The organism is Chthonomonas calidirosea T49 (assembly GCF_000427095.1).
GTDB classification, from domain to species: domain Bacteria; phylum Armatimonadota; class Chthonomonadetes; order Chthonomonadales; family Chthonomonadaceae; genus Chthonomonas; species Chthonomonas calidirosea.
The window spans coordinates 1,225,510-1,250,061 of the sequence record NC_021487.1; the positions used below are offsets into that span (position 1 = coordinate 1,225,510).

The 24,552-nt window shown below is 54.8% G+C and carries 16 protein-coding genes; 10 read left to right on the forward strand and 6 right to left on the reverse strand.

All coding sequences use genetic code 11. From position 1 onward, the window contains the following. The first annotated feature begins 104 nt into the window (after positions 1-104). A complete protein-coding gene (locus tag CCALI_RS05165) occupies positions 105-1,013 on the forward strand; it encodes a S1C family serine protease (RefSeq protein ID WP_016482421.1) in 909 nt (302 codons plus the stop codon). A 5-nt stretch (positions 1,014-1,018) separates the two neighbouring features. Then, the gene (locus CCALI_RS14895) at positions 1,019-1,675 is read left to right on the forward strand and encodes a helix-turn-helix transcriptional regulator (RefSeq protein WP_016482422.1); all 657 of its coding nucleotides are present in this window, start codon (positions 1,019-1,021) and stop codon (positions 1,673-1,675) included. A 16-nt stretch (positions 1,676-1,691) separates the two neighbouring features. Here the strand turns inward: CCALI_RS14895 and CCALI_RS14900 are convergent, their stop codons facing one another. Further along, entirely contained in the window at positions 1,692-3,119 is a 1,428-nt protein-coding gene (locus CCALI_RS14900; protein ID WP_016482423.1) for a diguanylate cyclase, read from the reverse strand. Next, entirely contained in the window at positions 3,116-6,880 is a 3,765-nt protein-coding gene (locus CCALI_RS14905; RefSeq protein ID WP_172636629.1) for a response regulator, read from the reverse strand. The genes CCALI_RS14900 and CCALI_RS14905 overlap by 4 nt, the downstream gene beginning before the upstream one ends. 411 nt (positions 6,881-7,291) lie before the next feature. On the opposite strand from CCALI_RS14905, the gene CCALI_RS05195 reads away from it, so the two are divergent. Together CCALI_RS05195 and murB are read left to right on the forward strand one after the other, a co-directional pair. Continuing rightward, entirely contained in the window at positions 7,292-7,873 is a 582-nt protein-coding gene (locus CCALI_RS05195) for a TlpA family protein disulfide reductase (protein ID WP_016482425.1), read from the forward strand. An 89-nt stretch (positions 7,874-7,962) separates the two neighbouring features. Further along, positions 7,963-8,964, forward strand: coding sequence for a UDP-N-acetylmuramate dehydrogenase (murB, locus tag CCALI_RS05200; protein WP_016482426.1), 1,002 nt, complete (start codon positions 7,963-7,965; stop codon positions 8,962-8,964). A 114-nt stretch (positions 8,965-9,078) separates the two neighbouring features. Here murB and CCALI_RS05205 read toward each other — a convergent pair whose 3' ends face one another. Then, positions 9,079-11,574: a sodium-translocating pyrophosphatase gene (locus CCALI_RS05205; protein ID WP_016482427.1), complete on the reverse strand. Its 2,496-nt coding sequence runs from the start codon at positions 11,572-11,574 to the stop codon at positions 9,079-9,081. A gap of 277 nt (positions 11,575-11,851) precedes the next feature. Here CCALI_RS05205 and rimI point away from each other — a divergent pair, with 277 nt between their 5' ends. The 3 genes from rimI to CCALI_RS05220 all read left to right on the forward strand — a co-directional run bounded on the left by rimI (position 11,852) and on the right by CCALI_RS05220 (position 15,634). Next, positions 11,852-12,373: a ribosomal protein S18-alanine N-acetyltransferase gene (gene rimI, locus CCALI_RS05210; protein WP_016482428.1), complete on the forward strand. Its 522-nt coding sequence runs from the start codon at positions 11,852-11,854 to the stop codon at positions 12,371-12,373. A gap of 37 nt (positions 12,374-12,410) precedes the next feature. Continuing rightward, positions 12,411-13,547, forward strand: a complete 1,137-nt coding sequence (locus CCALI_RS05215) for an Lrp/AsnC family transcriptional regulator (RefSeq protein WP_016482429.1) — start codon at positions 12,411-12,413, stop codon at positions 13,545-13,547. 206 nt (positions 13,548-13,753) lie between these two features. Beyond that, positions 13,754-15,634, forward strand: coding sequence for a glycoside hydrolase family 127 protein (locus CCALI_RS05220; protein ID WP_016482430.1), 1,881 nt, complete (start codon positions 13,754-13,756; stop codon positions 15,632-15,634). A 42-nt stretch (positions 15,635-15,676) separates the two neighbouring features. On the opposite strand, the gene CCALI_RS05225 is transcribed toward CCALI_RS05220, so the two are convergent. Together CCALI_RS05225 and CCALI_RS05230 are read right to left on the reverse strand one after the other, a co-directional pair. Continuing rightward, positions 15,677-17,443 (reverse strand): ABC transporter ATP-binding protein, encoded by a 1,767-nt coding sequence (locus CCALI_RS05225; protein WP_016482431.1) that lies wholly within the window; start codon positions 17,441-17,443, stop codon positions 15,677-15,679. 2 nt (positions 17,444-17,445) lie between these two features. Next, the gene (locus CCALI_RS05230; protein ID WP_016482432.1) at positions 17,446-19,200 is read right to left on the reverse strand and encodes an ABC transporter ATP-binding protein; all 1,755 of its coding nucleotides are present in this window, start codon (positions 19,198-19,200) and stop codon (positions 17,446-17,448) included. Between the two features lie 226 nt (positions 19,201-19,426). Here CCALI_RS05230 and CCALI_RS05235 point away from each other — a divergent pair, with 226 nt between their 5' ends. Beyond that, positions 19,427-19,837: a DUF302 domain-containing protein gene (locus CCALI_RS05235; protein ID WP_016482433.1), complete on the forward strand. Its 411-nt coding sequence runs from the start codon at positions 19,427-19,429 to the stop codon at positions 19,835-19,837. A 41-nt stretch (positions 19,838-19,878) separates the two neighbouring features. Here CCALI_RS05235 and selA read toward each other — a convergent pair whose 3' ends face one another. Further along, a complete protein-coding gene (selA, locus tag CCALI_RS05240) occupies positions 19,879-21,318 on the reverse strand; it encodes an L-seryl-tRNA(Sec) selenium transferase (RefSeq protein WP_016482434.1) in 1,440 nt (479 codons plus the stop codon). Positions 21,319-21,367: 49 nt separating this feature from the next. Here selA and ligA point away from each other — a divergent pair, with 49 nt between their 5' ends. Both ligA and CCALI_RS05250 read left to right on the forward strand, forming a co-directional pair. Further along, positions 21,368-23,488 (forward strand): NAD-dependent DNA ligase LigA, encoded by a 2,121-nt coding sequence (ligA, locus tag CCALI_RS05245; protein ID WP_016482435.1) that lies wholly within the window; start codon positions 21,368-21,370, stop codon positions 23,486-23,488. Positions 23,489-23,617: 129 nt separating this feature from the next. Beyond that, positions 23,618-24,502, forward strand: a complete 885-nt coding sequence (locus CCALI_RS05250; RefSeq protein ID WP_016482436.1) for a sugar phosphate isomerase/epimerase family protein — start codon at positions 23,618-23,620, stop codon at positions 24,500-24,502. The last annotated feature ends 50 nt before the right edge of the window (positions 24,503-24,552 follow it).

Genomic DNA, 24,552 nt, shown 5'->3' on the forward strand with positions numbered 1-24,552 from the left:
TACCTAGCCAAAAGACCGATAAGGCCGTCGCCCGCGAATCAAGTACCCTCTATTAACTGCACTTTCAATCGCAGCAGGATAACGGGATGAAGGAGAACCGGAACATGGCAACTGACCAATGGAAAGAGTTGACCCATCTCTCACAAGCTCTTGAGAACCTTGCGAGCCTCGTTGCAAAATCTGTGGTTCGAGTAGATGATGGAACGAGCCTGACGGCAAGTGGTATTATCTGGTCGGCGGAGGGGATCATCGTTGCGACCTCGCACGGTGTGGAAAGGGATGAGGAGCTTGCCGTTGAGTTGCACGACGGCACCATGCTCGCAGCCACGTTGGTAGGACGCGACCACGATAGCGATATCGCCGTACTGCGCGTAGATAAGGTAGATTTACCTATTCTGGAAAAAGTCCCCGAGCCGGGCCCCAAGGTCGGCCAACTCGCTTTAGCGGTGGCACGCCCAGGCACTTTCGGGCTTTGCGCCACAATGGGCCTTGTGAGTGCCCGTATAGAGACGCAACGGCTTGGTCTGCCGGAACATATTATCTACACAGATGCTCAGTTTCCACCAGGTTTTTCAGGGGGCGCTTTGGTAAACGTGCAGGGCCAACTTCTGGGGTTGATCGATCGCATCTTTGCCCGCGGCCATGGGGTTGCGCTTGGCGTACCTGTTATTCAACATGCGGTGGAATCGCTACTTACCCACGGACGTATTCCTCATGCCTATCTTGGTGTCAAAATACAAACGGTTAGTTTGCCGCCTCATCTACAAAACCTTTTAGGAGTCCACCAAGACAAAGCCGTGATGTGTGTACATATCGAAACGGACAGTGCAGCCGAGCGTGCCGGCCTTCTCCCTGGAGACATCCTCCTCGCGATTGCCGATACGCCTATCACCGATCCGGTTACTCTGCGACGTGTCCTGCGCACGCTGCAAGCTGGCCAAACGGTGGAGCTAAAACTTGTGCGAGGCGGCGTTCTCACAACGCTGCAGATAACGCTGGGCAACGCGCTTTAGCATCCATGAACCGCTCCGACTTTAACTCCGCCAGCCCTCTCGTCGCCATTGTCGCTCGACAGCACAGCATGCGCCAGGAGCTGCAGGGACTTATTGAGGGGTTGGGACGCTTTCGCGTTGCAGGAGCCGTAGCCAACAGCGCAGAGCTTTCCGTGCGCCTGCCCTTTTGGCGCCCCGATATCGTCCTTTGGGACTACGACAGCAACGATAGAGCCGCCCTACTTTCAGCCCTGATCCTTCAAAACATCGCGCTCGTTGTCCTTTGCGAACCGGAACACCCATGGCAAGAACTGCTTGATGCCCCCCTCCATGGCCGTGTTTTTGTGTTGCGAAACGCTTCCGAAACGAAAATCGCTGTAGCTCTTGAAGCCGCACTTGCTGCCTTTACCGCCTGGGATAGCGACCTTGAACAACCTACCAAGAACCTGCCAACAACATCGCCTTTAGAGGAGGACGATGCACAAAATACGCTGACCAATAGGGAACGAGAGGTACTTCAGCTTATGGCCTACGGCCTGCCGAACAAGCAGATCGCGTCCCGACTGGGAATAAGCCTCAGCACGGTGAAGTTCCATGTGGCCTCTATTCTCGAAAAGCTTCATGTGGAAAGCCGCACCGAAGCCGTCACAGAGGGCATTCGGCGCGGTCTTGTAAGCCTGTAGGCAGCAACGAGGGTTTTTAAGCGGCCTGTTCTTCCTTGCCTTCAAACCGATGTTTTTTCGGATCGTAGACAACGACGCGGTTCCGACCCTCTTGCTTCGCCTTGTAGAGAGCGACATCCGCCGCATCTATTAACTGCTGTACGCTCTGAATGGATTGCGTTGCATCGTAGGTCGCAATGCCAATGCTGATCGTTACGGCCCTTAAAGGCCAACAATGGTTCTCTACGAGAGTTCGTATGCGCTCGGCCACTGCCTTTGCCCCTGCGGCATCGGTGGCAGGCAACACCATAGCGAACTCTTCGCCTCCATATCGAGCTACGAGATCTTCCGTGCGCCCCAGACCACGCAGTAACTCTCCCAAGATGTGAAGCAGTTTGTCTCCAGCGGAGTGGCCGTAAGAATCGTTATAGCTTTTGAAGTGGTCAACATCGAACAGCAGCAGCGATAACGGCAGCTTGGTTCGGGTGGCCTGTGCAAAATATTCGTTGATTCTCTCCCAAAAGAGTCGGCGATTGGCCAGGCCTGTTAGGGGGTCTAAGGTGGAGAGCTCCTCTAATTTTTGGTTGGCGCGCGCCAAGTCCCTACGCTGTCTATCCAACTCGGCGTTCAGCCGCTGCGACAAGGCTAACTGCTCGCTCAGCTGCTGCTCTAGTAGAACACGGGAGGTGATGTCTACATGCGCCATAATGGCGCCCACAACCGCATCGTTGTGCCCTTTTAGAGGAATCGAGTAGCACACCAGATGACGCGGGTTCGAATCGGGATGGGCGTAGCACCACTCTTCCTCAAGCCCTCCTCCTGCTCCTTTTTGTAAGGCATGGAGCTTATCTCGAAGCTCCCATTCCTTCTCTGCCGGATAGAGGGTCTCCCATAAGAAATGTTGAACGGCCTCCTGAGCGCGAATTCCAAAAAGCTGTTCGCTGGCCCGATTCCACTCCTGAACACGCCCCTCCAGATCACAGGTAACACAGGCGATCGGAAGGCCCATATAAAGCTCGGCAAAACGCTTGTTGCTTAGCTCCAAATAGCTCATCAGTTCTTGCATCTGTGCCGATTGGGCACGCAACCGCTCCTGCATGTCGAGAATACGCTGTGCCACCCCCAAGCGCGCCATAAGGTCGGTGGGATCGGGAGGCTTCACCAAGAAGTCGTCGGCACCGGCCTCCATTCCGGCCTGCTTATCCTCTCGCTGATCGCGCGAGGTGAGCAGAATGAAATAGCAATACGGCCTTTCGGTAGCACTACGAACCTTCCTACACAGCGTAAGACCATCCATATTGGGCATCATCCAGTCAGAGATAATTGCATCGAAGTGCTGCTCTTGAAATATCCTCCAGGCCTCAGCGCCATCTACTGCAGAAACTACCTCATGATGGGCTTTTCTTAGTAGCTCCTCCAACAAACGGAGGGATATTCGACTATCCTCTACGATCAAGATTCTCATGCAGCTCTCTCCATTCCACGTAGGTGCTTATAAGGCTCTTTCCATGCCTCTAATTCTCTATAACACGCCTCGATCTCATCGAGTAGGCGTTTCATTTCTCCTAGTTCGCCTGAACGGGCAAGTGTCTCCAGTTGCTGACAGGCCTCCGTCATGCGGCTTGCAGCCACCGTGCGACAACTCCCCTTTAACTTATGAACGGCCTCCCGAATCTGCTCCGCCTCCCCACAGGCGCAGGCTTCCCAGAGCTCGTTAAGCTGCCCAGGCACCTCCTCATAGAAGAGGGTTATCATCTCCTGCATTAAGGCCTCTTCTCCCCCACAAAGTGCCGACAAGGCGTGTAAATCCAGCGGCCCTTTATGTAGATCTTCCTCTGGCATCTTCTCTTCCTTATGAGATGGAATCTCTCTCTCCTGCTGCACAAAACGGCGTAGCAAGGCATAGAGAGCATCGGTATGAATGGGTTTGGAGACGTAATCGTCCATGCCGGCCTGCAAGCAACGCTCCCTATCACCAGCCATTGCATGGGCCGTCATCGCGATGATCGGAGTATGTCGTTGTAGAGAACGTTCTATCTGCCGAATGGATGCCGTCGCCTCAAAACCGTCCATCTCCGGCATCTGAACGTCCATCAAGATCACATCGTAGCGCCGCTGCTTTGCCAGCTCCACGGCCTCCCGTCCGTTATGCGCTAGGTCGAACCGGCATTGCCAACGCTCCAAAAGGCGCATCGCCAGTTTTTGGTTCACCGGATTATCCTCTGCTAAAAGCACCTGCAGCTTCAAAGGCTCTTGAAGATTCCCATCGAAGCGGCCTTGCTCCTCATCTCCCTGCACACCATCTTGGGGCCTTTTTGCCTCAAGCGTCGTGATCAGCGCATCAAAGAGCTGCGACTGCCGTATTGGTTTGGTAAGTGCCGCTGCCACACCTAGCTCCTGGAGCTCGCTGGCAGTGAAGTGCTTCATCTCAGAAGAGAGAAAGATGATGGGCACAATTGGAGCATAGCGTTTTAGCTGCCGTGCTGTGGTCTCTCCATCCATTGTGGGCATGTGGACATCCAGTAGCACCACATCCACTTTGGAATCCCACTTTATACGGTTCACAGCATCTTCCCCGCTACCCAGTTCGGCAACGTCGCACCCCCAGGCTTCCAGGTATTTATGCAAAATCGTTCGGTTGGTTGTGTTGTCATCTACCACCCAAACCCGTTTGTGTTCCAAGCTTGTCGCTGGAACAGTTGGTGCAGACGCAGCCTGCTCCTGTTTTTTGAGAGCAAGTTCCACCCAAAATGTGCTTCCTTCCCCAGGCCTGCTCTGTAGCCCAATGCGACCTCCCATCAGCTCGACTAAATGCTTGCAGATCGTCAAGCCAAGGCCGGTGCCCCCATATTTGCGCGAGGTGCTCCCGTCCGCCTGGGTAAAGCTCTCAAAAATACAGGCTTGTCGTTCCAATGGGATGCCGATGCCGGTATCTCGTACCGATAGGCGCAGCGTAACCCGGTCGGCTGTCTCCGAAAGCGCCTGCACCTCCATAACCACCTCACCTTTCTCAGTGAACTTCAGCGCATTGCTCACGAGATTCGTGAGAATCTGACGGATGCGTGTGGGGTCACCACGCAAAAGATGCGGAAAATCCGGCGGAATGACACAGGCCAGCTCGATACGTCGTTCATAGGCCTTGGGAGCAAAAAGACTGCCGATCTCATCGAAAAGGGCTCGGAGATCAAAATCTACTTCCTCGATGGTCATCTTACCCGCCTCGATTTTGGAGAGATCCAGAATGTCGTTAATGACGACTAGGAGCGCATCGGCGCTGCTGCGGATGGTCTCCGCATAGTCGCGCTGCTCAGGATCCAGATTCGTCTGTAACAGCAGATCGGTCATCCCAATAACCCCATTCATTGGGGTTCGTATTTCGTGACTCATATTGGCCAAAAACTCACTTTTAGCACGTGCGGCGGCCAATGCTTGGTCACGAGCCTCTTCTAGCTCCTGATTCTTCTGTTCCAAAACTTTGGCCGTGTAGGCTAGATGCGATTCGATTCGCTTCTGCTCGGTAATGTCGGAATAAATCACGATGGAGCCAATAACGTTGCCTTCTCCATCGCGTAAGGGGAGTTTGTTATAAGAGAACATGCGCGTCTCGTTTGTGTTCCTAGCAGGCATTAGGGTCTCGCACCCCAATAATGCCTCGCCTCTCTCCACAACACAGCGATCTTCCGTTCGCATGCGCTCCCACTGATCCGGTGCCCAATAGTAAAGCTCCTCCATGGTTTTACCCACGGCCTCTTCGGGAGAGCTCAACCCTAGATCGGCCGCACATCTCGGATTGCAACCGAGACAAACGGAGTTCCTATCTTTCCACATAATGCCGTAAGGAATGGTCGTGAGGATGGTGTCCAGCAACTCCTTCTGTTGGCGCAGCATCTCCTCCGCGGCCTTGCGCGCCGTAATATCCATCTCCACCGCCACAAAGTGCTGTAAGCGACCTGCCGAATCAAAAACCGGCGTTACCTCGATATCCAGCCAGTAAGCGTGTCCATCTTTATGATAGTTGATGATCTCCTCTCGAAAGCCTTCTCCTCTCTCTAGGCGTTGACGCATTCGCGCCACCGTCTCCAGATCGGTTAAAGGCCCTTGCAAAAGTGTGCCAGGATTTCTGCCCAGCATCTCTTCGAGGCGATAACCCGAAATCTTTTGAACGGCCTCATTCGCCCAAATCACCCTACGGTTCGCATCGGTAATCATAATGCCGCTAGTCGTCTTGCTGGCAGCGATGGAAAGAAACTGTAGACGCTCCTTAGCGAAACGCTCCTCGGTAACGTCGTAAACGACAATAACAGCCCCTTCGCGCTTCCCACCATGATAGAGGGGTGTTGCTGTAAACGAAATGTATTGGGTCGTTCCGTCTGGTCGGCGCAAGGGGATCTCTTTTCCCTCACAGGTCTTGTTCGAGCGTACAGCCTCCTCAAGGGGGCAAGAGCCTGCCTCTGCTTGAGCGTCCTCCCATGGATGAAAAAGCTCTGTCATGCGTCGCCCAATAACGGCTTCAGGCTTTTTCCCCACCATTTCGGCTCCATGGCGATTGCAAAAGGTGCACTTGCCGTTTGCATCTACTCCAAAAACGCCACAGTTCATGGCCTCCATTAAAAGGGCCATCTTGTGTTCTGTCTGCTTGCGTAGCGCGTTCTCTTGTTCAATCGCCAACCGACGTTGCGAATCGGTTATGGTGCGCTGCCTCAGATGTGCTGACCAGTAGCTGCACTGCAACGCCTGAGTCAGCGCCACCGCGGGCACAAGAAAATGCAGGAGGGCAAAGGGATAGGGCGGTTGTATCCAAATCTGTAGGATGGAAGGCGCCTTCGTTACCCAATAACCATACTGGGCTAGAAACAGCAACAAGCCCGGCCACACGCATACCCAATCCTGATAGAAGATGAGGGCTGTGGAAGCGATGAAGAAGAAAACGCTCACCTCTATGAGGTTATGCGTTAAAAGCACATAGACCGGCAGATAGGCCTGCAAGACAAGACTGGCCACGTAGCGCGTCGGTTTCTTCCCAGGAAGGAGTCGTGCGAAACCGAAGAACAAGGCGGCGAGAGCGAAAACGATCAAGAGGCCCGTCCAAGACCTCTGAGCCAAGGCCAATGCGAGCCCAATGATCGCGTAGATGATAACAAGTTTACGCATAACGCGATCGCCATCAAGGTAGATCGCCTCTAATGATGGAGTCGGTTCCTGAAGGCCTGCGGTGCTGCATACCATACCTTGACTGGAATTCCCAGATAGTCTTGCGATTTTTTGGAACAAGGCGTCCTTGCTTGTATTTAGGATCTTGCCCAGCATGCCCAAGCCAAACCGATTTAAAAACCTCTTAACTCCTGAGATTTTCGCGTTCATGAAAAACCCCTTCACTCCTCATGCAAACTCGTCCCTCATGCTCGGGGCAAAACCGGCAAAACCTACAACACCATGCCGCAGGCAAACGGCAGATCGTCCCGAAACTGCCAAGAACCTCCGCTGCCATCCCGAGCAACGAGGCACCAAGCCTATTTTTGGTTAATGATGCGTTCCACTTGAGATTGTTTTAGATTTCATTTTCTGTTACCTTGTGGCGGACAAAACTTCTTTACTCACGGCCGCTGTTCAGCATTCGTCCGTCTCGTGGAGAAGCGAGTGGAACCTCCACTGTACCTTCCCTACGTAGTAGAAACAGAGACCAAGATGCCATCACCACTTTGTCACAGCCGGCTACGACTATCTCTTGTAGATGCAGCGATCCTGCTCTGCCTACTTCTTTTGCTTTTGAATCTCGTTACCCGAAGAGGGACATCGCTTTCCGCACAGCCTGCGCCACCACTCAGCATCACCACTCCTCATGGAACTCTCTCGTTAGCCAACTATCGCAATCACGTTGTCCTGCTCGATTTTTTTGCCTCTTGGTGCCTACCTTGTCGAATCTCCATTCCAAGCACCGAGCGACTTTACAGACGATATCATCGGCGTGGTTTCGAGGTCATCGGCATCTCTTTGGACAATCAGCCGTCTCAACTGTCCGCCTTCTTAAGAAACACAGGTATCACCTATCCTGCCGGCCTGCCGGTCACCGGCGATATTTTAAAAACCTACCAAGTTCAAACGATCCCCCTTCTCATCCTTGTAGATAAACAGGGACGCCTCCGCTGGCGTCAAGAAGGCTTGGGTCTTCTCACCGAACGTCAACTCGAAGCACAGGTGCAGACGCTCCTCAAAGAATAAGCGGTATACCCGCCAAAGGTGCTACACTCTATAGAGAACGCAAAAAAGTAAGCGGACCGTAGAGCTACAAGCTGCAGTGTCATAAACCTGTGTTGAACATATCATCCGTTACCGGCGCTTGGGAGCGCGCCATCAAACAGTTACCGAACTCGCTGCGTTGCCGCATTCATCGCCAAGAGCCGCTACGCTACTACACCACGCTGCGCGTGGGCGGCCCTGCCGACTTCTTTTTTGTAGCCACCGACATCGCCTCGCTGGCCGAAATCGTTCAACTGGCCCAAACGGAAAAACTGCCCTATGTGGTCTTAGGGGAGGGAAGCAACGTCTGCGTTGCAGATACCGGTGTGCGCGGCTTAGTGGTACTCAACAAAGCCTATGAGGTGGAAATAGCCTCTTTATGTCGTGTTGCTACTGGTTACAACTTTATGCGCCTCTTCATCAAAACCCTCCAGGCTTCCCTTAGCGGTTTGGAGTGGGGAGTCGGCATTCCCGGAACCGTCGGCGGGGCATTAGTCTCGAATGCCGGCGCCTATCGCGGTAACATCGGCCCTCTTGTGCAACGGCTCGAGGTTGTGGAAAATGGAGAGCGGAAATGGGTTGGCCCAGAGTGGATGGAGTTCTCCTATCGAGATAGCCGCCTTCGACAGCCTAATAGGCCGCCCGCAACCCTCCTACAGGTGGAACTTCAACTTGCTAAGGGTGACCAAGCACAGATACGGGAACGCGCGCGCGATTATCAAATGCAGCGCATCCGTAAGCAACCTTGGCTGCCCTCCGCTGGCAGTTTCTTCAAAAACATCGAAAATAACCACGCCCTCGCCGCAAGCCTACCTCACCTGCCGGAGCCGCTAAAACAGATGGGCCGCATTCCTGCCGCCTATCTTTCCGAGCTTTGTGGATGCAAAGGGTATACCGTAGGAGGGGCCTGTGTCTCCACACGCCATGCTAACTTCATTGTCAACCGCGGTGGCGCAACGGCGGCCCAAATTCGTGCCGTGGCCGAGTATGTGAAGGCAAAAGTTTTCGAGCGCTTCGGCGTCCTCCTCGAAGAGGAGGTACTCTATATCGGCGATTGGCCCCCGAAGTTTTAAGCGGCATCAGCTCTATGAAGCCGGTGCCGCTTTTCACGCATCGTATGGGGCTAGTTCCTCAGCCGAAATCTTGTGCCGTTCCCTCTATTCCCGTGAACATTAGGCCAAGCGATGTTACTTGCCCCCCGTCTCTATGCGAACCCTCTCCGAGGGTTCGCCAACGACCTGCTCCTGCCTATCCACAATGGAGCCACGCTTACTGAAGAGAATCGCTCCGGCCAACAGAATAACGGCAACGATGCAGATTGTGGCCCGAACGGCAGCTGAGATATTTTGGATGACGATGCCTGCAATGAGGATGCTTACCAGGTTCATCACCTTGATAAGGGGGTTCAAGGCTGGGCCTGCTGTATCTTTGAACGGATCGCCCACGGTGTCGCAGATAACGGCCGCCTTATGGTTGTCAGTCCCTTTGCCCCCAAACAACCCATCTTCGATCTTTTTCTTTGAGTTATCCCAGGCGCCTCCGGCATTGGCCAAGAGGACGGCCAAAAGCTGCCCACTGAGGATGGCCCCTGCAAGATAGCCGCCAAGCGCCGCAGCCCCTTTCTCCGGATCGGCAAACCCTAAACCGAACCCCACCAAAATTGGCAAGGTAATGGCGAGAATGCCCGGCCCAAGCAGCTCTTTTTGGGCAGCCGCGGTAACGATGCTGACACAACGCGCATAGTCCGGACGACTCTTTCCAGCCATGATATCCGGATCTTCACGAAACTGTCGGCGTACCTCTTCGATCAGCTGATAGGCCGCCCGACCGACCGCGTTGATAGAGAAAGCGCTGAAAAGGTAGGGGGCGGCACCACCGATCAGCAGACCTATAAAGACCTCGGGCACATCGAGACGAATGCCCAGAGAGAGAAGCTTGGCATCGGTCATGAAGGAGCGGAACAACGACACCGCCGCGATAACAGCGGTGGCGATGGCAAACCCTTTGGTAAGCGCCTTGGTGGTGTTGCCCACGGCATCGAGACGTCCAACAATACGGTCGCCTGAAAGCCCCGCAATACCGGCAAAACGCCCGGAGGCCTTGTCCTCTTCCAATACGCCCGACATCTCAAAAATGCCGTTGGCGTTATCGGTGATCGGGCCAAACGTATCCATTGCCAGGATATAGCCTGTAGTTGTCAGCAACCCCAAACCGGCCAATGAGATGCCATATCCGGCCAAAAGCGCGTTGCCCGAGAAGATGATGAGCGCCAACACCAGAGTCACCGCAATGGCGACGACGGCCCAGACGGAGCTTTCCATGCCGAAAGAAAACCCCGAAATGATCATCGTGGCCGGCCCCGTGCGCGACTGATAGGCGATTTCGGTGACCGGTTTCTTTTCCGTCGAGGTAAAGTACTCTGTAAGCCAGCCAATGGCGATGGCCAACAGAATGCCCACGAAGGTACATAAGAAAAACGGTACCCAAGTGTACTGTTGCGCCGCCTGTTCTGTGGGAACGGTGACGGTGTGAGTTGGATTGAAGCGGTCGAAATAGAGATAGGAGGCCAGCCCAAACAGAATGGTCGCCGCGATGGTGGATACCCAAAAGCCACGATTGATAGGTTGCATCGGATCTAGGTCTTCACGATCTTCGCCCTTCACGGCCAGCACGCCAATGATAGAAGCAAAAACGCCTGCGGCACGCACGAGGAGGGGATACATCACCAACATGAGGGCGCTATGGCGCATGGTGGGGTCGGCGCTCCAGTAATCCGGTGAGATAATTGCGGCGCCCAAAATGATGGCGGCTACCAATGTGACCTCATAACTTTCAAAGACGTCCGCCGCCATGCCAGCACAGTCGCCCACGTTATCCCCCACGTTATCGGCAATGGTGGCCGGGTTGCGTGGATCGTCTTCCGGAATGCCAACTTCCACTTTGCCTACGAGGTCGGCCCCCACATCGGCAGCTTTGGTGTAGATGCCGCCGCCAACGCGCATAAATAACGCCGCCAACGACCCTCCGAAGCCGAAGCCAACCAGCACAAGCATCGCCTTCTGTTTGAAGATAAGAAACACCAAACACGCCCCGATCAATCCAAGCCCCACTGTGAACATACCGGAGACCGCGCCGGCCCTGAAGGCCGTTTCCAAAGCGCCTCGAAATGTGCTTCGCGCCTGATTGGCCGTACGTTGATTCGCCGTTGTGGCCATTTTCATGCCGATGAAGCCGGCGCTGTAGGAGGCCAAAACGCCAATAACAAAGAAGGCGGCAACCCCTATAGCGTCCGCCAGGTCATATCCCAAAGCCTTCTGGCCTTTATAGAGCAGAAATAGCCCAATAGCGATTACGACTACAAGCACCGACATCGTCTTGATTTGACGCATTAAGTAGGCTAGAGCCCCGTCCCGAATGGCACGCCCAACCTCCTCCATCCGTTCTGTGCCGGGGCTCATACGCACTACCGAGCGATACCAGTAGGCTCCGGCCAACAGGGAGATGATGCCGGCAAGCAAAGCGATGAAGACGATCGTCGTCTCTTGGGAGGTGAAACTTGGAAGGCTCACGGCCTCACTCGCCCATGCCGGCCTGGTTGAGCCCAGCAGAACGAGGAGGATCAGCACAAGCAAGCGGCCGAGCGACCTAGCCTCCGGCCTGCGAAATGGGTATTTTTCGGTCATAGCGGCGAAATTGTAACCTCCTTTGTGTTCCGTTATCTTTTCCCTTACGTCACTTTGCACCCACGCTGCCCGCCATACCCACAGGTTAGACGCCAGAGCGGGTCGAGGCAATCTGCAAACACTTGCAGAATTATAAATCACATCTAGAGGTATTGTCAATTGGTTTTTGATATTCGCTCGTCAGAGAACGTTCTTAACATTTAGGTACCCCGTTGACCTTTCCTCCTTCAGAGTGCTACACTGTTTGCAACTCCTCCTTTAGCCTAGGGCAGAACGTATGTTGACCCCTATTGTGATAGCGCCAATGCGCGCTTGCCATCTTGATGATGTCATGCGAATAGATCGTTGTTGCTTTTCGACCCCTTGGGAGCGCGCCGTTTTTCAGGCGGAACTAGCCAATCAGGCCTCTCGCTACCTCGTTGCCAAAATCGAAAACCGTATCTTGGGTTTCGGCGGCGAAACGGTGCTTCTTGGAGAAGCGCACATCTCTATCCTTGCTGTCTCTCCTGAATGGCGCGGAAAAAAGATCGGTGAGCGTCTTCTCTGCGCCCTGTTGGAAGAGGCCTTACGCCTTAAAGCCCACTGCGCTATGCTCGAGGTGCGCCAGAGTAACCTCATCGCACAGAATCTCTACGCTAAATACGGTTTCCGTCCCGTTACCCTTCGCCCAAACTACTATACAGACAACTCCGAAGATGCCATTGTGATGCGGCTCGACGCCATGGATGCTCCAGACTATCGGGCCCATCTCCAACAATTAAGGAACCAAATGCCCTACGTGACCTGTAGGACTTACTAGGATAGACAAGCGGAGAAAAAGAGGCGATAATCCTATTATGCACTCAACCGTTTTACCCACAAGAGTAGACGACCCGATCAACGCGGCGATACTCGCCGTTTCCGAAGACCAACTCCAGGGTTTTCAAGAGGATCCCTTCGGCGCCATCGCCAAGCAGGCAGGCCTGCCTGTAGAAACCGTCATCGAGCGCATACGGGCTATGCTGGAGGCGGGAGTTATTCGACGCATTCGGCAAACCCTCCTTGCCACCAATCTCGCTCAGGGTGCCCTTGTAGCCTGGCAGGTTTCTCCAGAACGCCTTGACGCGGCCTTCGACTTCATGTTTCAACGCGACCCGTTTTCTGGCCACGTGGTTATCCGCTCAACCGATGTCGCCACTACGGGGTCCGCCTACCGTCTTTGGACGACCCTAAAAGTGCCTCAGGGCTACTCGCTTGAAAAACACGCCCATTTTCTCGCCAACCAGGTAGGAGCCACTCACTTTCGCCTCATGCCTGCCAAATGCCTGTTCGTGCTCGGGGTGGGACATGTACGCCGCAAGAATCTACCCATCGGCAGTCGTTCCTCCGTTCTCGCCGATCCCATCTATACCACTATCACCGAGCTAACAGAGCTGGAATGGCGCGTGCTGATCCCCCTGAAACGTGAGTTCACCCCTTCAGAGCTTTGTCGTGATCTTTGGAAAGCACGCGCCCAGGAGGCCGCCCTTCCGCTCGATACTTTCTATGAAATCGCTCATCAGCTAAACCAAAAGGGCGTCATCGGGCGCTTCTCCACCTTCCTCGAACATGCCAAGCCCAACCCAGAAGGTGAGCGTCTTGTTACCCGCTACAATGCCCTTTTCCACTGGGCCGTCCCGCCAGAAAAGGTGCTAGAGGCTGGACGCCATGTGGGCAGCTTCCACATTATGACTCATGCCTACTGGCGCGAGGGCGGCCCCGAATTCGGCAACGTCAACATCATGGGGGTAGCCCACGGGCTCGATAAGGAGCGCCTTCTGGCCCATAAAACCGCCATCGATCGCCACCTCGAATCGATCGGCATCCCGGTAGGGTACACCAATGTCTTTTGGGGTGGGCGCAGCGAGATCAAACCGTCGGAAATCTCTCCCTTCGCCTATCGTCAGTTCTGCCAACAGTACGGCCTCGACCCAGAGAAGATGCGCGACTCCTAACAGGCGCTACCTCACCTCGTAAGAGGGGAGGATCGATTAGGGGCAGCGAGAAAGTCTGACATGAACGAGCGCATCCGGAGGCCGAGGTCTATTCTCCTTCCCTTCCACGTAGGAATCGAGTGCGTTTTTGGTGAAGTATGGGAAAGGCACTTTAACAGCAAAGCCCTAAGCCCAACGTTTCCAAACTTTTTAACGGGAGATGAACTATGTTGGCTCAGCTTCGAGGATCTGTCATCGCACTTAACAAAAGCCCTTTTGCCTCCATGTGCCCTTTACCGCTGCAGGCGGTTCGGTTAAACGATCGTTTCTGGGCACCACGCCTGCAAACCAATCGTTCGGTAATGCTGCCCTCACAGATCCAACAGTGTGAAGAGACCGGACGTATAGACAACTTTCGGCGCGCCTCCGGTAAAAAACAGATCGATTTTCAAGGAATCTACTTCAACGACTCCGATGTCTATAAACTCCTCGAAGCCATTGCCTACGCCATCGCCTACGAACCGAATGCCTCTCTCGAAGCGCAGATGGAGGCTATCATTGCAGAGATCGCCGCAGCGCAACAGCCCGATGGCTATCTCAACACCTACTTCATGTTCGATCGGGCCAAAGACCGTTTCACTAATCTGCGCGACATGCACGAAATCTACTGCGCGGGTCACCTCTTTCAAGCTGCTGTAGCCCACTATCGTGCCACCGGTCGAACCCATCTCCTCGATGTGGCCCGACGCTATGCCGATCTGCTCTATGATAAGTTTGGCCCAAACGGACAACCCGGAGCCTGCGGACACCCCGAAGCGGAAATGGCGCTTGTGGAGCTTGCACGCACGACAGGCGAGGCGCGTTATCTAGAACTCGCGCGATGCATGGTCGAGGCCCGCGGAAGAGGCGTTCTTGGAGGTAGCTCTTATCATCAAGACCACGTGCCCTTTGTGGAACAGAGAGAGTTCGTTGGGCATGCCGTTCGCCATCTCTATTTAGCTTCAGGAGCGACCGATATCGTGCTTGAAACGGGCGATAAAGCCCATCTTGCCACCCTCGATGCCCTCTGGCAAGACCTTATCCAGCACAAACTCTACATCACGGGAGGAGCGGGTTCCCGCTACGAAGGAGAAGCTTTCGGCGCTCCTTATGAGCTGCCCGATGATCGGGCTTACGCAGAAACCTGCGCCAATATCGCCCTCGTAATGTGGTGTTATCGCCTTCTCCATCTCAAAGCTGACCCCATCTACGCCGACATCATGGAACGCGCCCTCTACAATGGTGTTCTCTCCGGAATCTCGCTCGACGGCGAACACTATTTCTACCAAAACCCTCTTGCTGACCGCGGCGGCCATCGGCGTCAAAAATGGTTCGGCTGTGCCTGCTGTCCTCCCAATATCGCTCGCCTGCTCGCCTCGCTGCCTGGCTACTTCGCCAGCGCGAATCCATCAAACCAACTCTATCTTCACCTCTACGCACAAAGCGAGATCCGTTTTTCAACCTCAGAAGGAGACGTTAGCCTGCGGGTGAACACAAACTATCCTTGGGAAGGACTCATCGAAATAGAGGTGCTGGACGCCCCTTCACACACCACAACGCTCTTTCTGCGCATCCCCCAATGGGCAGCAAACGCCACTCTCCACTGCAACGGCAACGCCTCGGCCGATACCGCCTATCCTGCCTCCGGCAGCTACGCTAAAGTTGCTCTCAGCGGGGCACCCGCAACGATCCGGCTGGAGCTGTCCATGCCGATACAATGGATACAAAGCCATCCCCACGTGCAAAATCACTATCAAAAAGTTGCGCTTGTACGAGGGCCGATCGTCTACTGCTTAGAACAGGCCGATCACTCCAACACAGACCCATGGGATATTCTGCTGACCCATGAGACGACCTGCCAGCCGGAAGAGCGTCCTGAACTGCTGAATGGTGTCACGGTACTAACCGGTCGGGGAGTGGCATTAAAGAGAGAACGGTGGGCAGGGAAGCTGTATGCGCCTTACCAGCCCTACGAGATCTCGCATCCCGTGACGATCACGGCCATCCCTTACCATGCCTGGGCAAATCGCGAGGCAGGCCCGATGACGGTCTGGCTTCCTGTTCTCTGAAAGCGTTTGGAGCCGCCATCTGTTCGTACGGCCCCAAAGGCATTAGGCCAGTAGCGCTTGAATGCCCGAATTTTGCTCGTGGGCGGCGCGGAACTGCTCGTTGTAGAGGTTTTGATATACTCCAGGTCGGCTAACAAGCTCGGCATGGGTGCCGATATCTACGATGCGCCCCTGATCCAGCACCACGATCTTATCCGCGTTCATGATGGGCGAAAGCCGGTGAGTAATAACAAAGCTCGTTCTTCCCTTCATGAGGCGCTCCAAGGCAGCCTGAACATTCGCCTCGGTCTTGCTATCTAGAGCAGATGTTGCGTCATCTAGGATGAGAATACGTGGGTTGGTAAGCGCAGCCCGTGCAATGGCCATGCGTTGCTTCTGCCCAACAGACAGCTTAATGCCCTCCTCGCCGATCTTCGTGTCGTACGCCTGAGGCAGCGTAAGAATGAACTCGTGCAGATCGGCCATTTTAGCCGCCTGCATAATTTGCCAATCGGTAGCATCGTGATATCCGTATTTGATGTTCTCTTTAAGGGATACAGAGAACAGCAGGCTCTCCTGGCTCACGATGCTTATCTGCCTACGTATCGATTCGAGTTTAACCTTTCGGATATCCACACCGTCAATGCGAATGGTGCCCTGCCCTGGAGGAACCTCGTAAAAACGCGCGATAAGGTTAACCAACGTCGTTTTGCCGGATCCAGAAGGCCCTACAATGGCCACGACCTCTCCCGGAGCCACCTTCAGACAGATATCGTGCAGAACCGGGTGGTCGCGCTCATAGCCAAAGGTGACATGGTCGAACTCCACCTCACCACGCATGTTGGTAAGCGGCTTTGCATCCGGCGCATCGGTTATTTCCGGCCGTGTATCGAGGGTCTCGAAAACCCGTTCCATGGCCGCAATCGTCCATTGCACCGTCACATTGAAGTCCACAATGCGTACCGCGGGGTCATAGAGCTGGTTGAGGAGCGCGTTAAAGGCCAACAAAGCCCCTATCTCCATGCGATGGTGCAGAATCAAAGCTCCTCCATACCAAAGCACTGCGCCCGTAAAGGTCGCTCGTATCACCTGGGCAATGGCACCGAGCCGCCGGTTAAGCTTCATCTGCTTCATGCCGAGGTCGAAGTTCTCTTTCACCGTCTGCATGAAACGTTCCGTCTCGTACTCTTCTCGAGCAAACGCCTTGACAACCATAATTCCGGCGAGCTTTTCTTGTAGCGCTCCTAACATGGCATCCCACTTCTCTCGCAGCTCAACGCTGAGCGGGCGAATATAGCGAATAAAGTATTTATAGTTCGCCACATAGAAGGGAATGCCCGCTAACGCCAACAGCGTAAGGCGCCATTGCATGGTAAAGAGAACCACCAAAATCGCGATAACGCTGAGCATGTCGGCCATGAACGTAACGAACCCACCCGAGATCATCTGCTGGATGAAGTCAATATCGCCCATGAGACGCGCCATGATCTTTCCCGTTTGACGGGTGTCATAGTAGGAAAGAGAGAGACGGTTGAGATGCCGATAGCTCTCAAAACGAAGATCAAAAACGACCCTCTGTCCCAGCCAACCGATCGTGTAGTTTAACCAAAACGACACAATGCCACGTAGGGCGTAAAGCCCCACGATCCCCCAAAATATCCAGACCAGCGCACGGTAGTTCTTATGAGGAATCACGACATCTATGGTGTAACCAATGATACGCGGCAACACAATAGGCGTGAAGGTGATAATCAGCAGCAAGAGAACGGAAAGCGCTACCTTTTTACGATAGGGGCGTAAATAGCCTAGCAGCCGTCGAAACAGTTCCATGCCTACGCTCCCGACTCCAAGGCGACTTTAAACTGTTGATGGAAGAGACTCGCATAGATGCCCCCCAACGCAAGCAGCTCGTTGTGGTTGCCCATCTCGCGAATAATCCCCTTCTCCATAACCACAATCTTATCGGCCTTCACAATGGTGGACAGGCGGTGCGCGATGACAAAACAGGTTCGGCCTTTCATCAGGCGCTCTAACGCCTCCTGAATGAGCGCCTCCGTCTCCGAATCTAGGGCAGAAGTTGCCTCGTCTAAAATGAGGATTCGCGGGTCTGCCAGTAAGGCTCGGGCAATGGCGATTCGCTGTTTCTCGCCTCCTGAAAGCTTAACGCCATCCTCCCCCAAACGCGTGTCGTAGCCACGTGGCATGGCCTCGATGACGTGCGCGATGTTGGCGGCTCGGGCGGCCGCCTCTACCTCCTCATCGGTAGCCTCCAGCTTTCCGTAACGAATGTTTTCACGGATAGTGGTGTTGAACAACATGGTCTCTTGAATAACCACCCCTATCTGCCGACGCAACGATTTTAACTGCACATCCCTCAGGTCGTAGCCGTCAATGGTGATACGCCCGTCGGTCACATCGTAATGGCGCTGCAAAAGGTTTACCATGGTGGTTTTTCCCGATCCGGATGGCCCCACAAGAGCCACCACCTCCCCTGCCTTCACATCGAGGTTCACTCCCTTGATGACGGGCTGCCCTGGCTCGTATTCAAACCAAACATTTTCGTAACGTACATCGCCGCGAATGGGCGGAAGGGGAATGGCGTTCGGCGCATCGGTGACGTTGGGCTTTGTATCGAGCGTGCGGAAGATACGCCATAGAGCCGCATTGGTGCGTGCAATCTGATCGTTGAGCTGGATCATGCGCAACGTCGGCTGGTATAAGTACCCCCCTATGTAGCCATAAAACGCGATGAGGCTCCCAGGAGTTAGCTTCCCTTCAATCACAAGTTTGCCGCCATACCAGATCAGCAAAGCCGTCCCGATGGCACCAATGAACTCGGCCAGCGTCCACAAGGCCGTACTAAGGACGGAGGCGCGCAAGTTGAGATGCAGAAGACTGCGCGTTTCACCGGCAAACTGTCGCACCTCATACCGTTCGCGGGCGTAGGACTTCACAACCTGTACCCCCGCCAGTTTCTCTTGTAGGTCGCCATAGATGATCTCGCGCTGCTCCCGCACCTCATAGCTTGTTTGCTTAATGCGCCCAATAAAGACCAGATAGTTGGCAATGTAGATGGGGTACACCGACAGCGCCACAAGAGCAAGTTTCCAATTCAGCGAGAAGATAATGAATAAAACCGCGACAAGCGTTACACTATCTTGCAAAACGTTAACGAACCCACCGCTCAATAGCTGGTCTAGGGAGGCCACGTCGTTGGTGATGTTGGACATCAGCTTGCCAGTCTGGCTCCGCTCAAAAAAGCCCAGCGAGAGGGTCTGCATATGCGCATAGAGCTTTCGCCGCATGTCCAGCTTGAACCGTTGCCCCAACAGCGTGATGCAGTAGGTGAGCCAGTAACCAACGAAGGCACTTCCGGTAGCGACTCCCACAAACCCAAAGAAGATGGCAGCTAAATGAACAGGGAGATGCTCGCGAAGCGCCTTCTGCGTAAGACTATCCGTCAGCAGCTTAATGAGATAGGGCGGAGGTAAACTCAACGCGGAGGTGCACAACGTCAAGACGACGATCAACAAAATTAATCGCCAATAGACCCGCACCTCTTTCAAAAAGCGTATGAAATTTTGCATGCCCGTTCTTATTCGATTTTTGGAATCGGCTCCGGCGAAAGCCGTATACTACCAAATATCGGGAGAATGCATTTTTTATTTTACCGCACAAACCCCCGTGATGGTTTCCTTTCATCATCTGCCTACAGCAACACACCCCTCACATAAACGCTGGCTTTAGCGATAACCGACCCGCGATCTCCATCGTATAAAAAGATAGCTATAAGTATATGTTTGGAGGAAGCAAATGCAGCAAACTTGTCGTTACGGACTCGGTGTCACCCTCTCTACCTCCTTTGCCGACGCCCTACGCCTCACCAAAGAGGCCTTCCAACAACAGGGCTTCGGTACCCTCGCCGAAATAGATGTCCAGAAAGCGCTCCAGGAGAAATTAGGGCTCCATCGCGAACCGTACACCATTCTTGGTATGTGCAACCCACATCTCGCATCGCAAGCTATCGCAGCAGAGCCCCACATAGGCCTTCTGCTGCCCTGCAACGTGCTGGTGGCACAACACGGAGAGCGAGTCGAAGTCTCTGCTCAAGACCCCCGCGAGATGGTCGAGATCACGCAAAACCCAAACCTCAAGCCCATTGCTGAAGAGGCCTATCGGCGCATTGTTGCCGCCCTCACCCAGCTTGATTCCAACTCGCCTTAAGGGGGTCGAAGGTTCTAGCAGCCGACGTGTCACCTGCCTCCTTACAGCAGCACGCGCACTGCATCGGCGATCGTCTTAATCTCCTCCGCCTCCAGCGTACGCGGGTCAAAAAGTACCCAATCATCCTGAACTCGTGTGAAGATTGGCGTAGGGGCAAGGCGGAGGCGTTTTGCGATGATCTCCGCGGAAAGCCCGCCATCGGCGCCCCGCAACGCCACACAGAGCGTGTCGAGTCGCTCCTCTGGGAGAGAGCCACCACCGATCTCCGAGTAGTCGCGGCGGAGTTCAAGCCGGAAGCGCTCTCTAGGCAGCACTCGCTGGAGGCCACGATAGAGCCGTTTTGCCAGACGGGTGATCTCCGGCATAGAACGACAAAAATAGCGTAAGGTGGGAATGGCTTGCAAGGCCTGCTCTCGATCACGGTAGAGCCTTAGGGTGGCCTCCAAAGCCGCCAAGGTTAACTTGTCTACCCTCAGCGCGCGCGCCAACGGATGTCTTGCAATCGGCTCGATGTATCTGCGTTTTCCTAAAATGAGACCGGCCTGCGGGCCGCCCAAAAGTTTATCTCCGCTCGCCGTTATCACACTTGCCCCCGCCTTCACGCTATCGAGCACCGTGCTTTTGCCCTTCACAAGGCTCAATAGCGCTCCGCTGCCTTGGTCATCCATCACCGGTATGCCGCGGCTATCTCCTAAAGCCACCAGATCCTCTAAGGGAACCGTCTCTGTAAACCCGATGATGGCAAAATTGGATGGACGGCACCGTAAAATAAGCCCTGTGCGCTCGCTGACGGCCTGCACGTAGTCTGATAGTCGGGTGCGATTTGTGGTGCCTACCTCCACCAACACGGCGCCAGAGGCCTGTACGATGTCGGGCATGCGAAAACCTCCGCCTATTTCCACAAGCTCGCCACGCGATAGAACCACCTCTCGTCCCATAGCAAGCGCGGTCACTGCGAGAAAAACCGCCCCGGCGCAGTTGTTTACGACATAGGCATCCTCAGCACCTGTCAGCTCGCATAGCAGAGAGCGCACATGGTCTTGGCGCGAACCCCGGTGCCCGCTCGCTCTGTCTATTTCCAACGTGCAGTGTCCCCTTGCCACCGTCAACAGCGCCTCAACGGCCTCGTCAGCCAGCCGAGCGCGTCCTAGCCCCGTATGGAGGATCACGCCTGTCGCGTTGATAGCCTTGCATAGCGAGGGTCGCATGCGATGCTGCGCCTCCTCGATCACCTCCTGCACGATGTCGGCATCGTTCGGTGCAGGACGCTCTGGCTGGGCCTGCAATGCCTCTCGCCACCTCTGCAGCACATGCCGGATGACCTGCACCAGCACTGTCTGCGGCACGTTTTCGCCTAGCTGACGTATCTCAGGGCTTGCTAAAAGACGGCTAACCGAGGGAAGAGAACGGAGCTTGTGCGAAACGACATTAGATACCACCGTGTGAGCCTCATTCACCGAATCGTGTTTCTTGACCGTCATTTTGGTATAACTTTACCCGACAAAGTGAATTTCTCAGAGGTTAATGATCATGTCCGACCCCCAGTCTTCTCAACCAACCGAAGCCGTTCGTCGTCGCGTGCAAGAGCTGCGCGAGCAGATAGAGCGAGCGAACTATCGCTACTATGTGCTCGACGACCCCGAGATAACCGATGCGGAATATGATGCACTGCTGCAGGAACTGAAGGATCTGGAGGAACGTTACCCGGAACTGGCAACCCCCGATTCCCCCACACGTCGTGTTGGCGCCGAGCCGGCAGTAACAACCTTTGCTCCATTTCCTCACCGCGCCCCCATGCTCTCTCTCGATAACGCCTTCTCCTATGAGGAGCTACGCGCCTGGGAAGATCGTAACCGTCGTTTTCTCGGCGCCCCGCCAGACCTGCGCTTCGAGTATGTTTGTGAGCTGAAAATAGATGGACTCTCCATCTCTTTAATCTACGAAAATGGAGAGTTCGTTAAGGGCGGCACCCGTGGCAACGGGTATGTCGGCGAAGATGTTACGCTCAACTTGCTTACCATCCCATCGCTGCCCAAAAAGCTTCGTCCGGCCCCCAAAAAATCCGAGCAGAAAAGCATATCCGCAGCCCACACGCAGCCTACGCTAGACTTCGCTGCCGATTCGCAACAGGCCGCCTTCCCTACCTTCATCGAGATACGAGGAGAGGTCTTTCTAACGCATCAGGAGTTCCAGCGCATCAACGAGGAGCTGGAAGAACGAGGAGAGCGAACCTTTGCCAACTGCAGGAACGCAGCCGCCGGATCGGTGCGTCAAAAAGACCCTCGCGTCACCGCATCCCGAAGACTCGACCTCCTGGTCTATGCGGTGGGGCACTACGAGGGCTGGGAGTTTCAAAGCCAGTACGAGCTGCTTCAGACCTATCGGGAATGGGGGCTGCCAACAAACCCCAATATTCGCCTTTGCTCCACCCTAGAGGAGGCCATTACCTTTTGCGAAGAGTGGGCCACCCGTAAAGAAGAGCTTCCCTACGATATTGATGGCGTGGTTATTAAGGTTAACTCGTTTGCCCTCCAGCGCGAGCTAGGCCAGGTGAGTCGCTCGCCACGATGGGCTATCGCCTACAAATATCCGGCGATTCAGGCCCGCACAAAGGTTTTGGCTATCGAAGTACAGGTAGGCAGAACCGGTGCGTTAACCCCGGTCGCTCATCTGGAACCCGTTCCCCTAGCCGGCGTCATTGTGGCTCGTGCCACTCTGCATAACGAAGACGAGATTCGTCGCAAGGACGTGCGCATCGGCGATATGGTCATCATTCAACGGGCCGGTGAGGTGATTCCAGAGATCGTGGAGGTCGTTACGAGCGAACGCGATGGGGATGAGATCGTCTTCCAAATGCCCACCCACTGCCCCGTTTGCGGCACTCCCGTCGAACGTCCTCAAGGGGAGGCCATCGCTCGCTGCCCCAACCCCCTTTGCCCTGCACGCGTACAACAAACCATAGAGCACTTCGTTTCCCGCAACGCCATGAACATCGAGGGGCTCGGAGAAAAGCACATCGCACAGCTCATTCAGAAAGGGCTCATTAAAGACCCTGCAGACCTCTACTATCTCACAAAAGAGCAGCTTCTTCCTCTGGAACGCATGGGTGAGAAACTGGCCGAAAAGATTTTGGCCAACATCGCCCTTAGCCGCCAACGCCCCTTAGCCAACCTTATCTACGCCCTAGGCATACGCCACGTGGGCGAACATGTGGCCGCTGTGCTGGCAGACCACTTTGGCTCTCTTGAACGCCTTCAAAAGGCCTCGGTGGAAGAGCTAGCCCAAATCTACGAGATCGGGCCCGCCACAGCGGAAAGCATCGCCGCCTGGTTTGCCGACCCACAAAACCAGCAGATGCTCGAAAAGCTGAAGAGAGCTGGAGTACAACCGTTGACGCAGTCTACCGCCCCTGTCTCCGACGCGCTGAAAGGAAAGACCTTTGTCTTTACGGGCGCCCTCGCCCACATGACCCGCGAAGAGGCAGAGGCCGCCGTGCGTCGCTTAGGAGGTCGCGCTGCCAGCAGCGTTAGTCGCCAGACCTCTTATGTGGTCGTTGGCGAAAACCCTGGAAGCAAACTTGCCAAAGCACAGCAACTCGGCATTCCTATCCTTACGGAAGAGGAGTTTCTAGAGATGCTGGAGGCGACCTAGCAGCCCTTCTAGAACCGTCCTTCGAGCGACTTATGCTGGCATTCTTTAGCTACCCCTTGACAAAGTAGGCCAAGCATTGTAAACTTCAGCCTAACTCAATGCCCAATGAGGTGCTGAAAAAAGAGAACCATGCATCTTTCTGCCATTACCGATGAAATATCGCAAGATTTCGAGCATGCGCTCGATGTCCTTTTAGAGTACGGCGCCGAAGGCGCTGAGCTGCGCGGGCTGTGGAACGTCAATATCGCCGATCTCAGCGACGAGCAGGCCAAAAAGGCCAAACAGGCGCTTCAGGCTCGCGGGCTTAAAGTCGCCGCGCTTGCAACGCCTTTTTTTAAATGCGATCTCGAACCGGCCGAAAGCGCGGAGGCCGCAGGTCCCCTTCATCTTGCCCCTCCCCGCGATCTCGCCCAGCAGATGCAGCTTCTCGAACGATGTGCCCGATTAGCCCACTTTTTCGAAACCCCCTATCTGCGTGTTTTTACCTTTTGGAAACGTGGCCCCTACACCGTCGAGATCGAAGATCGCATCGTGAACGCCTTTGAACAGCCGCTTGAGTTAGCTCAGCGCGAGGGCTTAACGTTGGTGTTAGAAAACGAGCATGCCTGCTACGTTGGCACCGGTGCCGAGGCAGCTCATCTAGCCGCGCGAATAGATCACCCTCATTTTCGGGTATGTTGGGACCCTGGCAACGCCTTTGCTGCCGGCGAACGGCCCTATCCCGATGGCTACGAGGCGGTGCGTCCCTGGATGGCTCACATGCACGTAAAGGATGCCCGTATGGTCTCCACAGAGCACCACGGCCTCCAACCGCGTTGGTGCGTTATGGGGCAGGGAGAAATTGACTATGCCGGCCAGTTTGAGGCGCTTCGCCGGGACAACTATCAGGGCTTCGTCTCCCTAGAAACCCATTTTGTCCCCGAAACCGGAACCGGTCCCGACGGAAAAGACACTCCAGAAGACGGCTCCCGTGCCTGCTTGGAATATCTGCGCCGCTATTTCCACGTATCCTAAAAAAGACTCAGGACAGGTTTTGGGTAGGCTACCTGTTAGTTGAGAAATTC

What these genes read in the sequence shown, in the direction of transcription:
- CCALI_RS14900 (WP_016482423.1), bottom strand. Translation starts at nt 3,119, where the DNA reads ATGAGAATCTTGATCGTAGAGGATAGTCGAATATCCCTCCGTTTGTTG.
- ligA (WP_016482435.1), top strand. Translation starts at nt 21,368, where the DNA reads ATGTCCGACCCCCAGTCTTCTCAACCAACCGAAGCCGTTCGTCGTCGC.
- CCALI_RS05230 (WP_016482432.1), bottom strand. Translation starts at nt 19,200, where the DNA reads ATGCAAAATTTCATACGCTTTTTGAAAGAGGTGCGGGTCTATTGGCGA.
- CCALI_RS14895 (WP_016482422.1), top strand. Translation starts at nt 1,019, where the DNA reads ATGAACCGCTCCGACTTTAACTCCGCCAGCCCTCTCGTCGCCATTGTC.
- CCALI_RS05165 (WP_016482421.1), top strand. Translation starts at nt 105, where the DNA reads ATGGCAACTGACCAATGGAAAGAGTTGACCCATCTCTCACAAGCTCTT.
- CCALI_RS05225 (WP_016482431.1), bottom strand. Translation starts at nt 17,443, where the DNA reads ATGGAACTGTTTCGACGGCTGCTAGGCTATTTACGCCCCTATCGTAAA.
- CCALI_RS05250 (WP_016482436.1), top strand. Translation starts at nt 23,618, where the DNA reads ATGCATCTTTCTGCCATTACCGATGAAATATCGCAAGATTTCGAGCAT.
- CCALI_RS05220 (WP_016482430.1), top strand. Translation starts at nt 13,754, where the DNA reads ATGTTGGCTCAGCTTCGAGGATCTGTCATCGCACTTAACAAAAGCCCT.
- CCALI_RS05215 (WP_016482429.1), top strand. Translation starts at nt 12,411, where the DNA reads ATGCACTCAACCGTTTTACCCACAAGAGTAGACGACCCGATCAACGCG.
- CCALI_RS14905 (WP_172636629.1), bottom strand. Translation starts at nt 6,880, where the DNA reads ATGGTATGCAGCACCGCAGGCCTTCAGGAACCGACTCCATCATTAGAG.
- rimI (WP_016482428.1), top strand. Translation starts at nt 11,852, where the DNA reads ATGTTGACCCCTATTGTGATAGCGCCAATGCGCGCTTGCCATCTTGAT.
- CCALI_RS05205 (WP_016482427.1), bottom strand. Translation starts at nt 11,574, where the DNA reads ATGACCGAAAAATACCCATTTCGCAGGCCGGAGGCTAGGTCGCTCGGC.
- selA (WP_016482434.1), bottom strand. Translation starts at nt 21,318, where the DNA reads ATGACGGTCAAGAAACACGATTCGGTGAATGAGGCTCACACGGTGGTA.
- CCALI_RS05235 (WP_016482433.1), top strand. Translation starts at nt 19,427, where the DNA reads ATGCAGCAAACTTGTCGTTACGGACTCGGTGTCACCCTCTCTACCTCC.